This is a genomic window from Methylobrevis albus (genome assembly GCF_015904235.1).
GTDB classification, from domain to species: domain Bacteria; phylum Pseudomonadota; class Alphaproteobacteria; order Rhizobiales; family Pleomorphomonadaceae; genus Methylobrevis_A; species Methylobrevis_A albus.
Genome location: NZ_JADZLT010000056.1, coordinates 403782 through 418162, shown reverse-complemented (window position 1 = coordinate 418162; position 14381 = coordinate 403782). Strand labels below are relative to the sequence as shown.

At 70.9% G+C, this 14381-nt stretch carries 13 protein-coding genes and 1 tRNA gene; 8 read left to right on the top strand and 6 right to left on the bottom strand.

The annotated features are described in order from the left end of the window. Positions 1-4 precede the first annotated feature (4 nt). From rnc to I5731_RS19230, 6 genes are all read left to right on the top strand, one after another. On the top strand, positions 5-715 hold the full coding sequence (gene rnc, locus I5731_RS19255; protein ID WP_197313036.1) for a ribonuclease III: 711 nt from the start codon (positions 5-7) through the stop codon (positions 713-715). Further along, complete coding sequence (gene era / locus I5731_RS19250) at positions 712-1911, top strand: GTPase Era (RefSeq protein ID WP_197313035.1); 1200 nt, start codon at positions 712-714, stop codon at positions 1909-1911. The genes rnc and era overlap by 4 nt, the downstream gene beginning before the upstream one ends. 270 nt (positions 1912-2181) lie before the next feature. Next, entirely contained in the window at positions 2182-3387 is a 1206-nt protein-coding gene (locus tag I5731_RS19245) for a bifunctional 2-C-methyl-D-erythritol 4-phosphate cytidylyltransferase/2-C-methyl-D-erythritol 2,4-cyclodiphosphate synthase (protein ID WP_197313034.1), read from the top strand. Next, positions 3384-3899, top strand: a complete 516-nt coding sequence (locus I5731_RS19240; RefSeq protein WP_197313033.1) for a CinA family protein — start codon at positions 3384-3386, stop codon at positions 3897-3899. The genes I5731_RS19245 and I5731_RS19240 overlap by 4 nt, the downstream gene beginning before the upstream one ends. Positions 3900-4023: 124 nt before the next feature. Next, positions 4024-5238 (top strand): DUF3419 family protein, encoded by a 1215-nt coding sequence (locus I5731_RS19235; RefSeq protein WP_197313032.1) that lies wholly within the window; start codon positions 4024-4026, stop codon positions 5236-5238. 1 nt (position 5239) lies between these two features. Continuing rightward, positions 5240-5914, top strand: a complete 675-nt coding sequence (locus I5731_RS19230) for a class I SAM-dependent methyltransferase (protein WP_197313031.1) — start codon at positions 5240-5242, stop codon at positions 5912-5914. Positions 5915-6398: 484 nt separating this feature from the next. On the opposite strand, the gene I5731_RS19225 is transcribed toward I5731_RS19230, so the two are convergent. After that, entirely contained in the window at positions 6399-6956 is a 558-nt protein-coding gene (locus tag I5731_RS19225) for a polysaccharide biosynthesis/export family protein (RefSeq protein WP_197313030.1), read from the bottom strand. Between the two features lie 215 nt (positions 6957-7171). On the opposite strand from I5731_RS19225, the gene I5731_RS19220 reads away from it, so the two are divergent. After that, positions 7172-9169 (top strand): GumC domain-containing protein, encoded by a 1998-nt coding sequence (locus I5731_RS19220; RefSeq protein ID WP_197313029.1) that lies wholly within the window; start codon positions 7172-7174, stop codon positions 9167-9169. Positions 9170-9225: 56 nt separating this feature from the next. On the opposite strand, the gene I5731_RS19215 is transcribed toward I5731_RS19220, so the two are convergent. From I5731_RS19215 to I5731_RS19205, 3 genes are all read right to left on the bottom strand, one after another. Continuing rightward, positions 9226-9429, bottom strand: coding sequence for a DUF2842 domain-containing protein (locus I5731_RS19215; RefSeq protein WP_235981905.1), 204 nt, complete (start codon positions 9427-9429; stop codon positions 9226-9228). A gap of 100 nt (positions 9430-9529) precedes the next feature. Continuing rightward, positions 9530-9603 (bottom strand) — tRNA-Cys (locus tag I5731_RS19210). A 430-nt stretch (positions 9604-10033) separates the two neighbouring features. After that, on the bottom strand, positions 10034-11950 hold the full coding sequence (locus I5731_RS19205) for an FAD-binding monooxygenase (protein WP_197313027.1): 1917 nt from the start codon (positions 11948-11950) through the stop codon (positions 10034-10036). 154 nt (positions 11951-12104) lie between these two features. On the opposite strand from I5731_RS19205, the gene I5731_RS19200 reads away from it, so the two are divergent. Beyond that, positions 12105-12548, top strand: a complete 444-nt coding sequence (locus I5731_RS19200; protein ID WP_197313026.1) for a MarR family winged helix-turn-helix transcriptional regulator — start codon at positions 12105-12107, stop codon at positions 12546-12548. Between the two features lie 22 nt (positions 12549-12570). Here I5731_RS19200 and I5731_RS19195 read toward each other — a convergent pair whose 3' ends face one another. Beyond that, entirely contained in the window at positions 12571-13875 is a 1305-nt protein-coding gene (locus I5731_RS19195; protein WP_197313025.1) for a TRAP transporter large permease, read from the bottom strand. After that, on the bottom strand, positions 13868-14380 hold the full coding sequence (locus I5731_RS19190) for a TRAP transporter small permease (RefSeq protein ID WP_197313024.1): 513 nt from the start codon (positions 14378-14380) through the stop codon (positions 13868-13870). The genes I5731_RS19195 and I5731_RS19190 overlap by 8 nt, the downstream gene beginning before the upstream one ends. Position 14381 lies beyond the last annotated feature (1 nt).

Below are 14381 nucleotides of genomic sequence, written 5' to 3'. Positions count from 1 at the left end.
GCCGATGAGTTCTTCGCTGCAGCGGACGCTCGACGCCCTCGAGGAGCGCCTCGGCCATCGCTTCGCCGACCGCAGCGAACTGGTGCGCGCGCTCACCCACCGCAGCGCCGTCTCCGGCGAACGCGGCGCCGCCGAGAGCTACCAGCGCCACGAGTTCCTCGGCGACCGCGTGCTGGCGCTGGTGATCGCCGACCTGCTGTTCCGCAGCTATCCCGGCGACGAGGAGGGCGATCTCGCCCGGCGCTTCAACCTGCTCGTGCGGAAAGAGACCTGCGCCGAGGTGGCGCGCGACCTCGATCTCGGCGCCGCGCTCCGGCTCGGCCCCGGCGAGCGGCAGACCGGCGGCCGCCGCAAGGACGCGATCCTCGCCGACGTCGCCGAGGCGGTGATCGCCGCGATCTTCCGCGATGCCGGATTCGAGGCGGCGCGGCGCTTCGTCGAGACGCACTGGGCCCCGCGCATGGTCGCCGCCGCCGGACCGCTGCGCGACGCGAAGACGACGCTGCAGGAATGGTCGCAGGGCCGGGGCCATTCGGCCCCCACCTATGCGCTGGTCTCGCGCAGCGGCCCGGATCACTCGCCGGAATTCACGGTGCGGGTGGACATTCCCGGTGTAGAGTCGGCGCTCGGAAACGGGCGAAACAAACGCGAGGCCGAGCAGGCCGCGGCGACCGCGGTGCTGGTGCGCGAAGGTATCTGGACAGGACAGCCATGACGGCGAACGATGGGCGCGACCCGCGCGAGGACGAACCCGGCGACAAGGATCCGGCGCTGGCCGGCGATCCCGTCGCCGCACCGGACGACGAGGACACTTCCGCGTCGCCGGAGCAAGGCGACGACGCTGAGGGCGACGGCGGCGGCGACCCGGACGACGAGGACGACTTCGACGGCGATCCGGACGACGACGATGACGGCGACGACGAAGCAGACGACGCTGACGACGACGATGATGAAGACGACGACGGTGACGATGAGGAAGACGACCTCGGCGAGGACGACGTCGATCCCGCCGCGCTCGGTCCGCACCGCGCCGGCTTCGTCGCGCTGATCGGCGCGCCCAACGCCGGCAAGTCGACGCTGCTCAACAAGCTCGTCGGCGCCAAGGTCTCGATCGTTTCGCACAAGGTGCAGACGACGCGGGCGATCATGCGCGGCATCGCCATGCGCGCCGCCTCGCAGGTGATCTTCGTCGACACCCCCGGCATCTTCGCGCCGAAGCGCCGGCTCGACCGCGCCATGGTCGACACCGCCTGGGGCGGCGCGATGGACGCCGACATGATTGCGCTGCTCGTCGACGCCCGGAAGGGCATCGATGCGGAAGTCGGCGAGATCCTCGACAAGCTCGCCGACCTGAAGCGCCCGAAGATCCTGATCCTCAACAAGATCGACACGGTGAAGCGCGACAGCCTGCTGGCGCTCGCCTCCGACGCCAACCAGCGCGTCGACTTCTCCGCGACCTTCATGGTCTCGGCGCTGAACGGCTCGGGCACCGAAGACCTGCTCGACCATTTCGCGGCCGCGGTGCCGGAAGGTCCCTGGCTCTACCCGGAAGACCAGATCTCCGACCTGCCGATGCGGATGCTCGCCGCCGAGATCACCCGCGAGAAGGTGTTCCTGCGCCTGCACGACGAGCTGCCCTATTCCTCCACGGTCGAGACCGAGCAGTGGAAGGACATGAAGGGCAACGCCGCCCGCATCGAGCAGACGATCTACGTCGAGCGCGAAAGCCAGCGCAAGATCGTGCTCGGCAAGGGCGGCCAGACCATCAAGGCGATCTCGATGGCGGCGCGCCAGGAAATCCAGGACATCCTGGAACGCCCGGTGCACCTGTTCCTGTTCGTGAAGGTCCGCGAGAACTGGGCCGACGACCCCGAGCGCTACCGCGAGATGGGCCTGAACTTCCCGCGCTGAGGGGGCACGGGGGGCAGTGTTCCTGCAACCCCTTCTATCCGCCCTCATCCTGAGGAGGCCCGCAGGGCCGTCTCGAAGGACGAGGGCGGCCCCGCTGTTTCCTGGCCACCGCTCCGGCCACCTCGTCCTTCGAGACGCAGCGCTGCCGCGCTGCTCCTCAGGATGAGGTGGAACGGGCACCAGGGAGACCACGACGGCGCCGCCTTGCCCCCCGACGGAACACCTATCCTCGTGCACGCTGGCGCTTCCCCAAACCCCGGACCCGACCCGATGTCCCGATTCCCGATCGTCGCCGCCTTGATCGTCGCCGGTGGCCGTGGACGGCGGGCCGGGGAGGGGGTGCCGAAGCAGTACCGCGACCTCGGCGGCCGGCCGGTGCTCGCCCACACCATCGAACGCTTCCTCACAGCCAGCGCCGTCGCGAATATCGCCGTGGTGATCCACCCCGACGACGCCGACCTCTACGCCGCCGCAGCAGCCCCCTTTGCCGATGACGCCCGCCTGCTGCCCCCCGTGCACGGCGGCCCCGAGCGCCAGCAGTCGGTGCTCGCCGGGCTGGAGACGCTCGCCGGCTTTGCACCCGACGCCGTCCTGATCCACGACGCCGTGCGCCCCTTCGTCCGTCCCTCCACGATCGCAGCCGTGGCTGCCGCACTCGCCGCCGGCGAGGACGCGGCCTGTGCCGGCGTGCCGATCGTCGATACGATCAAGCGGGCCGATGCCGACGGCCGGATCGCCGAGACCGTGCCGCGCGACGGGCTCTGGCGCGCCGCGACGCCGCAAGGTTTTGCCTTTGCCGCGATCCTCGCCGCGCACCGCGCCGCCGCCACCCGCGGCAACCATGCCGCGTTCACCGACGACGCCGCCGTCTTCGCGGCAGCGGGCGGCAGGGTGCGGATGCTCGCCTGCCCGGAGGACAACGTGAAACTGACCACGCCCGAGGATTTCGCCGCCGCCGAACAGCGGCTCGCGCGTGACGCCTTCGCCGCCTGTCCCGACGTCCGCGTCGGCACGGGCTACGACGTCCACGTGCTCGAGCCCGGCGACGGCGTCACGCTCGGCGGCGTGTTCATCGCGCACGACCGCCGCCTGAAGGGCCATTCCGACGCCGACGTCGCCCTGCACGCCCTCACCGACGCGATTCTCGGCGCGCTCGGTGACGGCGACATCGGCGCGCATTTCCCGCCGAGCGACATGCGCTGGCGCGGCGCCGCCTCGGCGGTGTTCCTCGCCGATGCGGTGCGCCGCGTTGCGGCACGCGGCGGCCTCGTCGCCCACCTCGACGTCCAGATCGTCGCCGAGGAACCGAAGATCGGCCCGCACCGCGACGCGATGCGCGCCGAGATCGCCCGCATCGCCGGCGTCACGCTGGACCGCGTCGGCGTCAAGGCGACCACCAACGAGCGGATCGGCTTCGTCGGCCGTGGCGAGGGCATCGCGGCGCTTGCCACCGCGACGATCCGGCTTCCGCTATGAACCCCGTCGTCGGTTTCCCGCCCGACATCGAGGCCACAGCCACCGCGGTGCTCGCCGCCGCCCGCGCCCGCGGCGTCATGGTCGCGACCGCGGAATCCTGCACCGGCGGCCTGATCGCCGCGGCGCTCACCGCGATCCCCGGCTCGTCCGACGTCGTCGACCGCGGCTTCGTCACCTACACCAACGCCGCCAAGACCGACCTCGTCGGCGTGCCGGCCGAACTGATCGACCGGGTCGGTGCGGTCAGCGAGGCGGTGGCCCGAGCCATGGCGGAGGGGGCGGTGGCGGCGTCGCGCGCGGCCCTCGCCGTCGCCGTCACAGGCGTCGCCGGGCCGGGCGGCGGCAGTGCTGAGAAGCCGGTCGGGCTCGTCCACCTCGCGGTCGCCATCCGCGGCGGCGCGACCCGCCATCTCGTGCGACGCTACGGTGACATCGGCCGCGACGCCGTCCGCGCGGAGACTCTGCGCGACGCCCTCGGCCTGCTGCGTGACGCCCTCGCCGAGCCGCGCTGAGCCGCCGCCGCCCGCCGCGTCGCATTTCCGTCATTCAACCATCGTCCGCCTGTCATCGGCGCATGGTTGCTGGTCCCCCGGAGCGGATTCAGGCGCGAATCCGTGGCACGGGAGCGACGCGGCGATGAAGAACGAGCGACTGTTCAAGGCGGTACATGCCTCTCCGCTGGCCTCCCGCACAGGCATGCTCGAACGCCTGTTCACGCTCGCCTTCTCCGGCCTCGTCTACCCGCAGATCTGGGAAGACCCGGCCGTCGACATGGAGGCGCTGGACCTTGCCCCCGGCAAGCGCATCGTCACGATCGCCTCGGGCGGCTGCAACGTGATGAACTACCTCACCGCCTCGCCGGCCGAGATCGTCGCGGTCGACCTCAACCCCGCCCACGTCGCGCTGCTCGAACTGAAGCTCGCCGCCGTGCGCCGGCTGCCGAACTACGAGGCCTTCTTCCGCTTCTTCGGCCATGCCGACGAGAAGGCCAACACCGAGCGCTACGACCGCTTCATCCGCGACGGCCTCGACGACGTATCGCGGCGCTACTGGGAGGGCCGCGGCGGCCTGCGCGGCCGGCGCATCAACCTCTTCGCGCGTAACATCTACAAGTTCGGCCTGCTCGGCCGCTTCATCGGCGCGGTCCACCTCGTCGCCCGCGTGCACGGCAAGAACCCGCGCAAGATGCTCGCCGCCACCAGCATGGACGAGCAGCGCCGCTTGTTCGACGAGACGCTGGCCCCCGTGTTCGACCGCCGCCTCGTGCGCTGGCTGTGCCGCATGCCGGTGTCGCTCTACGGTCTCGGCATTCCGCCGGCGCAGTTCGCCTATCTGTTCGCCTCGTCGAACGGCGACATGGCCGGGCTGCTGCGCAAGCGGCTGGAAAAGCTCGCCTGCGATTTCCCGCTGGAAGACAATTACTTCGCCTGGCAGGCCTTCACCCGCGGCTATGACCGCACCGCACGCCGCGCCGTGCCGCCCTATCTCCGCCGCGAGGTCTACGACACGCTGCGCGAGAACGCCGACCGCGTCACAGTGCACCACGCCTCGCTGACCGAACTGCTCGCCGCCCGGCCCGACCGCTCGCTCGACGGCTTCGTGCTGCTCGACGCGCAGGACTGGATGACCGCGGCACAGATGACCGCGCTCTGGCAGCAGATCACCCGCACCGCCGCCCCCGGCGCCCGCGTCATCTTCCGAACCGCCGGCGAGGCGAGCCCGCTGCCCGAGAACCTGCCGCCGTCGACGCTCGCCGAATGGCGCTACGACCCGGTCGAATCGCTCCGTCTCGGCGCGCGCGACCGGTCGTCGATCTACGGCGGCTTCCACCTCTACACCGTGCGCGACTGAGATGGCCGCGCCGCAGGCGACCGCCGCCGGCCATGCCGCGGCGATGGACCGGATGTACCGCTACACCCGCCACGTCTATGACCTGACGCGGCGGCCCTACCTGCTCGGCCGCGACACGATGCTGGCCGCGCTCGATCCGCCCGCCGGTGGCACGTTGCTCGAGGTCGGCTGCGGCACCGGACGCAACCTCGTCCGCGCCGCCGAACTCCACCCCGGCCTCCGGCTCTTCGGCTTCGACATCTCGTCGGAAATGCTGAAGACGGCGCAGGCGTCGGTGAAATCGGCCGGGCTGTCCAGCCGGGTCGCGCTCGCCGAGGGCGATGCGGCCGTCTTCGATCCCAGGTCGGCCTTCGGCATCGATCGCTTCGACCGGGTGATCTTCTCGTTCACGCTGTCGATGATTCCGGACTGGACCGGCGCCCTCCGCCACGGCCTCGCCCTCACCGACCCGCGCGGCAGCCTCGCCGCCGTCGACTTCGGCGGCTGCGAGCGGCTGCCGGCGGCCGCGCGGGCAGGGCTGTCGGGCTGGCTCGCCCTGTTCGGCGTCACGCCGCGGCTCGGCCTCGAAGCCGAGATGCACCGCCTCGCCGTCGGCGAGGGCCGGGATCTCCGCTTCGCCCGCCCGCTGCGCGGCTACGCCCAATACGGCATCATCGGCCTGGTGGGAGTGGCCTGATCGGCTGATATCTCTGTGATTGAACAGGATCCGGACCTGTCCGGCCGGCATCCCTCCCCCTTGTGGGGAGGGTGGCCCCGCCGGAAGGCGGGGTCGGGAGGGGTGCGGCGTCGCCTCCTGCACTGGCCGGCGTCGGAACGTACGGCGAGGCCGTTACCCCTCCCGACCCGGCTTCGCCGGGCCACCCTCCCCACAAGGGGGAGGGATGAATGCTCCATCATCTTACTTTGCAGGAGTAAATCGAGGTCCGGGCGCTGCGAGTGCTCATCCCTCCCCCTTATGGGGAGGGTGGCCCCGCCGGCAGGCGGGGTCGGGAGGGGTGCGGCGCCGCCTCCTGTACTGGCCGGGTTCGGAATGTACGGAGAAGCCGTGACCCCTCCCGACCCGGCTGCGCCGGGCCACCCCAGCTACGGAGCCGCGTGTCTCCTCCGCCTGCTACGCAGCCCCACAAGGGGGAGGGACGATGCCTCACCCAGCCCTTCGCTCAGAACAGCCGCTGCCGAATCCGGATCGTGTCGCCCGGCCGGATCGGGGCGGTGAGGGCGACGCGGCCGCGCATCACCTCGCCGTCGATGGCGCGGGTGATCTCGGCGTCGCCCTCCGAGGCGCGCGGCGTGAAGCCGCCGGCGATGGCGACGGCGGTCTGCGCCGTCATGCCCGCCACGTAGACATACTGCCCGGGCGCGCGCACCTCGCCCATGATGAAGAACGGCCGGTACTGCTCGATCTCGACCGAGACGTCCGGATCGCGCAGGAAGCCGCCGCGCAGCGCGGTGGCGATGCGGCCGGCGAGCTCCTGCGTGGTCGCGCCGCGCGCCGGGATGGTGCCGACCAGCGGCATGGCGATGTGCCCGCCCTGGTCGACGGCGAAGCTGTTGCTGAGGTCGGCCTGGCCGAACACGACGACGCGCAGCCGGTCGCCGCTGTCGAGCCGGTAGGGCTCCGCGGCGAGGTCGGCCTGCGGCACGCGCTTCACCGACCCCGTCGCCATGCAGGCGGACAGGACGAGCGCGAGAAGGAGGCAGACGATGCGACCCGGCATTCCGTATCCCCGAGGATGAGGCTGATGGTAAAAAGTCTAGGCGAGCATGGTTAATAAAATGCAAACGAATATTTACATCCGTTAATATATGACGCAATTCCGCGAGCAACATTTACTTTGCGGTTACCATATCGTCCGACAATGCCTCGTGGTTCGGAAACCGGAGGCGCCGGGGCATGGCGGCAGTGGGCAGCGACGGAGAACGGCGAGGGGGGATGCCGGCCGGCATTCGCCGCCGGCTGCCGCGCCTCGTCGCCGCGGCCGCGCTCGGCGCGGGTCTCGCCGCCGGCTGGGCGCTGCTGACGCCGGCGACCTATGTCGCGGAGGCGCAGCTGCTCGCGGCGAGCGCCGATGCCGTGCCTCACTCCGCCGCCCGCATGCTGACGTCGCGCGATTTCGCCCGCCGCGTCGCCGGCCGGCTCGAACTCGCCGACCAGCCCGAATTCGTCGGCGGCCGTGGATCGCTGCTCGACACCGCCGGCCGCATCGTCGGCCTCGTCGACGATCCGCTGCGCACCTCGCCGGAGGAGCGCGTCCTCACCGCCTTCATGAACCGGCTCGGCGTCGTCCCGGTCGACGGCGGCCTCGCCGTGCGCTTCTCGGCGCAGGATCCCGACCTCGCCCGCGACGGTGCCAACGCCGTCGCCGAAGAATTTCTCGCGCTGAGCCGCGACCGCCGGGCGACCCCCGACGAGGAGGCGAGCCGGCTGCTCGCCGAGATCGGCCGCGTCGAGGCGCGCATCGCCGACCTCGAGGCCGCGCAGGCCGCCCCGGCGCCGCGGCCGGCGCAGCAGCGGCTGCAACAGGAACTCGCCGACGCCGAAGCCGCCGCCGCGGACGCCGCAGCCCGGGTCGCGGCGATCGACGCGATCTCCACCGGCCGCGGCGCCGCGCCGGAATACGGCGCGGATGCCGGAACGGCCGCACTCGCCGCGCTGGCGGCCCGCGTCGCGAGCCTCGGCACCCGGGTCGACGAACTGTCGGCGACCTTGCTGCCCGCCCATCCGGACCTGAAGGCGATCGTCGCCGAATTCGAGGCCGCCCGGGCGCGCGTCGCCGCCGAATCCCGCCGCCTGCGGGCGATCGCCGCGCAGGAGGCCGCCGTGCGCGGCGCCGAGGCGGAGGCGCTTCGCGCGGATCTCGCCGCCGAGATCGCCGCCGCGGACCAGTCGGGTGCGGCTGAGGCGCTCGCCAAGGACGCCGAATTCCAGCGCGCGCTGCTCGACGACCTCACGCGCCGCCTCACCCAGCGCCGCGCCGCGGCCGCCGCAGCGCCGATGCCGGCCCCGATCGTGGTGCGCGCCACCGCGCCGCGCGACCCCGCCGGCTGGTCGGTCGGCAGCTTCGCGCTCGCCGGCGCGCTCGGTGGCCTCGGTCTCGCCCTCACCGCCTTCGGCATCGGCGCCCTCAGCCCGCGCCGCGACCGCCGCCGCCTCGCCGCCGGGGTCGGCCCGAGCGACGCGGCCATGCCCGAGCCCGTCGACCTGCCCGCACCGCCCTTCGCCAGCGACCTCGTCTCGCCGCTGAGCGGCGACGATCTCGCCCGGCCCGCCAACGACGACGTCCCGCCCGGCGCACGCGACGACGCGGTGCCGCCCCATGCCGCGCCGTTCGCCATCGAGCCGGACTCCGTCGATCCGGCGGACGACGACGAGGCCGGCACCGTGACGCTCGACGCGCTCCGCGCGACGCTGCTCGCCGACGGCGCCTCGACCATCGCGGTGGTGTCGCTGGTCGCGAGCGGCCCGGGCATCGACCTCGTCGCCGCCTCGCTCGGCGACTCGGCCGCCGCCGAAGGGTTGCGCGCGATCGTGGTCGAGACCGTGCACGGCGCCGGCGGCGCCGAGCCGGGACTCTGCGAACTGCTGGACGGCAAGGTCGGTTTTTCCGGCGTGATCACCCGGCATCCGCGCAGCCGCGCGCACTGGCTCCCGGCCGGCGGGACGGCGATCGACGATGCGCTGTTCGGCTCGGCGCAGCTGCGCACCGTGCTCGAGGCGCTGGAAATGACCTATGATCTGGTGCTGCTCGACCTCGGCCCGCTCGGCGACGCCCCCGGTCGGCTCAGCCTCGTCGCCGCCGCCGACCACGTCGTGCTGATCACCGGCGCGGCGGAGGAGGGGCGGGCGGTATCGGCGGCGCTGCTGCGCAGCGGCATCACCAGCCTGTCGCTGGTCTCCGCGCGTGACGTGGCCGCACGGCTGGCGGCCTGAGGCAGGGCGCGTCGGCGATCAAACGGGGGGCAGGGGGCAGGCTGTCGGGCGGCCGCTCAGGCCTGCTTGCGGCGGCCGCGGGCCATCCAGCTGATGATCAGGCCGGCCGGCAGCACCCAGGCCAATCCGGCGACGACGTAGAACACGAGTTGCGTCGTCTTCGTCGCCCCCGCCATCGGCATCGCGGCAAAGCCCATCACGATCAGGGGATAGATCACGACGAGCACCGTCAGGAGCACGGCGCCGACGAAGCTACGCATCCGACCGGGCATTGGGGCGCCTCGCAGGCTGGTCGGCGGGCATGATAGCCGCGCCGGAGCGTTTCGGGGGCCGGTCGACGGCGTGCCCGGAACGGGAAACTGGAGGCCACGGAGGGAATCGAACCCCCGTACACGGATTTGCAATCCGCTGCGTAACCACTCCGCCACGTGGCCTTCGGGTCGAAGTCTCTAAATGACGCCAACCCGGCGTGCAAGGGACAATCGGGGACAACGTCAAGATTGCCGTAAGCCCGCGGGAAGATGGACGATCATGCGGCCGGAGACGGGCTTCAGGACCGCGTCGGCGCGTGGCTGCGCCGGCTGCGGGACTGGCGCGCGCCCACCGCCTGCGACCCGCACGATGGCCCCGCGCGCGGAACACGCCGCTCGACAGGCCGTTCTGCCTGTGGGTATCTGGGGCTGCACCCGAACCGCGGCCGAGAGGAATTGACCATGGATCGAGCCATCGCGATGCTGATGCGCATCCTCATGCGGACCATGCGCGGCCAGATCCGCCGCTTCCTGCGCCGCGGCGGCGGTCGCCGGCCGCGGCGCTAGGGTCGGGTGGCCGGCGGATATCGCGAAGGCGCTCCGGCAGCCGCTCTCAACCCGGCAGCATGAAGCCGCCGAAGAACCGCGCCAGGGGCTCATAGCCGTCGATCGGCAGCACGTGCGCCACATACTGGTCCGGTCGCACGATGACGATGCAGCCCTTCTCCCGGTCGATGCCGCGCAGGTCGAAGATGTCCCGTCCGCCGGTGCGGTCGGCGCAGAACATCTTCTCGTAGTCGGTCAGGCCCAGCCGTCCCTTGCGGGGCTTCAGGAAGGCCGGCAGCTTGTCGAGCGACAGTTCGCGCGTGCCCTGCTGGAAGACCGCGCGGATATCGAACACCGCATCGGGGGCGGCCTGCGCCGGCGTGTGGTGGCGCAGCGGCGAATCGGTCGCGTCGCCCAGAAAGCGGCCCAGCCTGGCGATGGCGGCGTCTTGCGCCGCCGGATCCTCGTCCGGGCAGAACACGAACAGGCGCCAGCGGGTATCGGCCCGGACGACATGGCCGAGTTCCAGCGGCTTGGCGTCGGCAAGGCGCACCACCCGCGCGGAATGGAAGCGCGACCCGATCGCGAAGCCCGGCGCGAGCGATTGCCAAGTCGGCGCGCCGGTCAGCGCCGAGGGCTGATAGGTCACCGACATGCCGGCGGTATAGCGGCCGTGCTGGATGAAGTAGCGCTGGAACTTCGGCGCTTCTCCGTCCGTCTCCGTGCCCGCCTTTGGCCGCTCGCTCATGATGCGCGACCATTCCCGGTCGAAGTCGATCAGGTCCTGCGCCACCGCCTGCCGCTCGGCGGAGTAGCTGTGCAGCACCTCCGGCGCGCAGCGGCCCTGCAGCACCGACACCAGCTTCCAGCCGAGATTGAGGGCGTCGCCCATCGAGACGTTCATGCCCTGGCCGGCCTTCGGGCTGTGCGTGTGACAAGCATCGCCACAGATGAAGACATGCGGCAGCCGCAACGGATCGGCGTCGTCCGGCACATCGTCGAACTTGTCGGTCAGGCGCTGGCCGATCTCATAGACCGACCACCACGCCACCTCGCGGACGTCGAAGGAATAGGGCCGAAAGGTCCGCTGCGCGGTCGCGATCAATTGCTCGACGGTGATGTTGCGCGCCGCGACCCGCTCGCCGCTGCCGAGCTTGTCGAGTTCGACATAGAGGCGGATGAGATAGCCGCCCTCGCGCGGGATGATGATGATGTTGCCCTCGCTGGCCGACTGGATCAGCGTCTTGCAGCGCACGTCGGGGAAGTCCGTGACGGCGAGCACGTCCATGACGCCCCAGGCCTGGTTCGCCGCATCGCCGACGAGCTCGCGGCCGATCGCCTTGCGAACGCCGCTGCGCGCCCCGTCGCAGCCCACCACGTAGCGCGCCTTGACGGTGAGCGTCTCGCCCTCGTGCCCCGCGTCCTGCCGCTCCAGCGTCACCGTGACGGGATGGTCCGGCGCGTCCGGATCGATGGTGAGATCGACGAACTGCAGCGCATAGTCGGGCTCGAGGCGCGACGGCGACTTGCGCATGACCTCGAGATACATGTCGTGCACGCGGGCCTGGTTGAGGATCATGTGGGGCATCTCGGACAGCCCGTCCTCGACGTCCTGGATCCGCCCCGTGCGGGCGATGAACTCCGGCCGCGCCGCGTCGGGCTTCCAGAACGTCGTCTCGTTGACCTGGTAGCCCTGCCGGATCACCTTTTCGGCGAAGCCGAAGGCGTTGAACATCTCCATCGACCGGCAGGAAATGCCATCCGCCTGGCCCTTGACCAGCGGGCCGGGCCGCCGCTCGACGATCCGGGTGCGGATCTCCGGATAGGCCGACAGCATCGCCGCCAGCGTCAGCCCGGCCGGGCCGCACCCGACGATCAGCACGTCGACCGGCTCGGCAAAATCCTTGTCGATCAGCGGCCGGCCCGGGGCCGGTGCGGCGGTCTCGGGGTCGCCGGGATGAAAGCCGTCGAGGTGATACTGCATTCTTATTCCTCCCCAGGACCGAATTGATAAGTCAACGTATCGTTTCGCAGACCGGGATGCCCATTCAAATGATAAGTACAGATATCAGTTCTGGCTTATGGTGGGGGCACCGCGGCACCGCCATGCCGCAGCCGCGGACAAGCGGGGAGGGTCGATGATGTCGCTGTCGCGAAGGCCGGGCCATCTCATCCGGCGCCTGCACCAGATCTCGACCCACGTCTTCACCCAGCGCGTCCGCCAGGCCGGTTTCGACCTGACGCCGGTCCAGTTCGCCGCGCTCGATGCGCTGAGCGCGAACCGGGGCGTCGACCAGGCGCGTCTCGCCGAGCTGGTGGCAAAGGACCGCGCGACGACCGGCGCGGTCGTCGACCGGCTCGAACAGAAGGGCCTCGTCGCGCGCAGCGTCAGCGAGCGCGACAAGCGCGCGCGGGTGCTGACGCTCACGGGGGAGGGCGCCGCCCTGCTCGCCCGGCTCGCGCCCGTGGTCGAGGAGTTGCAGCGCGAGATCCTGCGCGGGCTGGGCGATGACGAGTACCGGCAGTTCATCGCCCTCGCCGCCAAGGTCGCCGAGGCCGGCGGCGGCCTTGGCGAGGACTGAGGCTGCCGGCGGGACGTGCCGGCTAGCGGAACATCGCCTGCGGGATCATCACCGCGATCTGCGGGAAGACCACGATCAGCAGCAGGCAGGCCGCCATCGCGAACCAGAACGGCAGCACCCCCCTGAAGATCGTGCTCATCGGCACGTCCTTCGCCACGCTCTTCACGACGAAGACGTTGAGGCCGACCGGCGGTGTGATCATGCCCATCTCGATCAGGATGACCGCGACGACGCCGAACCAGATCGGGTCGAAGCCGAGCCCGGTCATGATCGGGAAGAAGATCGGGATCGTCACCACCAGCATGGCGAGGCCGTCCATGAACATGCCGAGCAACAGATAGATGACGACGATCGCGAGGAGCACGCCGTAGGGCCCGAGGCCGAGGGAGGTCAGGCCCTCGCCCAGCGTCGCCGGAACCTGCGTCAGCGCGAGGAACGGATTGAGCACGCTGGCGCCGATGATGATCAGGTAGAGCATCGCCGTGGTGCGCACGGTGTCGAGCACCGCGTCGGTGAGCACCCCCCAGGGCAGCTTGCCCATGACAAGCGCCATCAGGATGATCAGGCCCGCCCCGATGCCGGCGGCTTCGACGGGGGTGAAGACGCCGAAGTAGATGCCCCCGATCGAGGTCAGGATGATCGCGAGGAGGGGCGCCGCCCTGAGCACGGCCCGCATCCGCTCCGGCCACGAGACCGCCGCGCCGCGGGGTCCGGCTTCCGGGTTGCGCAGCGTGACCAGCGTCACGGTGATCATGAAGAGGGCCGTCAGCAGCAGGCCGGGCAAGATGCCGGCCATGAAGAGCTGGCCGATGCTCTCCTCGGTGAGGATCGCGTAGAGCACGAAGCCGGTCGACGGCGGGATCAGAAAGCCGAGGGTGCCGCCGGCGGCGATCGACCCGGTGGCGAGCGCGTCCGAATAGCCGAAGCGCTTCATCTCCGGCAGGGCGACCTTGCCGATGGTGACGGCGGTGGCGACCGACGAGCCGCTGACGGCGGAGAACGCCGCGCAGCCGACGATCGACGCCGAGGCGAGCCCGCCGCGCAAGCCGCCGACCCAGGCGAAGGCCGCCTCGTAGAGCCGCCGCGAGAACCCGGTCGCCGACGCGATGTTGCCCATCAGGATGAACAGCGGAATCACGGTGAGGCTGTAGTTCGCCGTCGCCGAGAACGCTTCCGTCACCAGCAGCGCGTTGGCCGAGCGGTCGCCGTTCATGATGACGATGCCGAAGTAGCCCACCGCCAGCATCGCCATGCCCACCGGCATGCGCAGGATCATCAGCGCGAACATGGCCGCGAGGCCACTGACGCCGAGGCCGAAATCACTCATCGCGGGCAGCCCCCGTGCGGATGAGGTCGATGAGCTGGATGACCAGCACGAGGGCGTAGAGCACGGCCCCGAGCACGAGCAGCCCGTAGAACGGCCAGAGCGGGATCTGCAGCATGTTCGTCGTGTCGCCGAACTCGGCGGCATCCTGCAGCTTGCCGAAGGCGCGCCAGGCGAGAATGCCGAGCAGGTAGACCGACAGGACGCGCGCGAGAACATCGCCGATGAGCCGCCCGATCGGGCCGATCAGCCGGTCGAACACGTCGACCCGGATGTGCATGCTCCGCTGGGCTGCACCAGGCAGCGCCAGCATCACGAGGACGACCGAGGCGAGCTGGATGATCTCGTTCGAGCCGAGGATCGGCGCGTTGAAGAAGTAGCGCATGATGACGCTGGCGAAGGTCACGACCAGCAGGACGCCGAGTGCGGTGGCCGACAGGAACGTCAGGGATCGAACGGCCCATTCGACGGGTGTCGAATGGGCCACGTCGCGTCGCGAATTGGCCACG

Bases quoted from the DNA above. Each gene is read 5' to 3' on its own strand.
- I5731_RS19215 (WP_235981905.1), bottom strand. From the start codon at position 9,429: ATGCGTAGCTTCGTCGGCGCCGTGCTCCTGACGGTGCTCGTCGTGATC.
- I5731_RS19220 (WP_197313029.1), top strand. From the start codon at position 7,172: ATGCCGGCCGGCATTCGCCGCCGGCTGCCGCGCCTCGTCGCCGCGGCC.
- I5731_RS19245 (WP_197313034.1), top strand. From the start codon at position 2,182: ATGTCCCGATTCCCGATCGTCGCCGCCTTGATCGTCGCCGGTGGCCGT.
- I5731_RS19225 (WP_197313030.1), bottom strand. From the start codon at position 6,956: ATGCCGGGTCGCATCGTCTGCCTCCTTCTCGCGCTCGTCCTGTCCGCC.
- rnc (WP_197313036.1), top strand. From the start codon at position 5: ATGAGTTCTTCGCTGCAGCGGACGCTCGACGCCCTCGAGGAGCGCCTC.
- I5731_RS19200 (WP_197313026.1), top strand. From the start codon at position 12,105: ATGATGTCGCTGTCGCGAAGGCCGGGCCATCTCATCCGGCGCCTGCAC.
- I5731_RS19235 (WP_197313032.1), top strand. From the start codon at position 4,024: ATGAAGAACGAGCGACTGTTCAAGGCGGTACATGCCTCTCCGCTGGCC.
- I5731_RS19240 (WP_197313033.1), top strand. From the start codon at position 3,384: ATGAACCCCGTCGTCGGTTTCCCGCCCGACATCGAGGCCACAGCCACC.
- I5731_RS19205 (WP_197313027.1), bottom strand. From the start codon at position 11,950: ATGCAGTATCACCTCGACGGCTTTCATCCCGGCGACCCCGAGACCGCC.
- era (WP_197313035.1), top strand. From the start codon at position 712: ATGACGGCGAACGATGGGCGCGACCCGCGCGAGGACGAACCCGGCGAC.
- I5731_RS19230 (WP_197313031.1), top strand. From the start codon at position 5,240: ATGGCCGCGCCGCAGGCGACCGCCGCCGGCCATGCCGCGGCGATGGAC.
- I5731_RS19195 (WP_197313025.1), bottom strand. From the start codon at position 13,875: ATGAGTGATTTCGGCCTCGGCGTCAGTGGCCTCGCGGCCATGTTCGCG.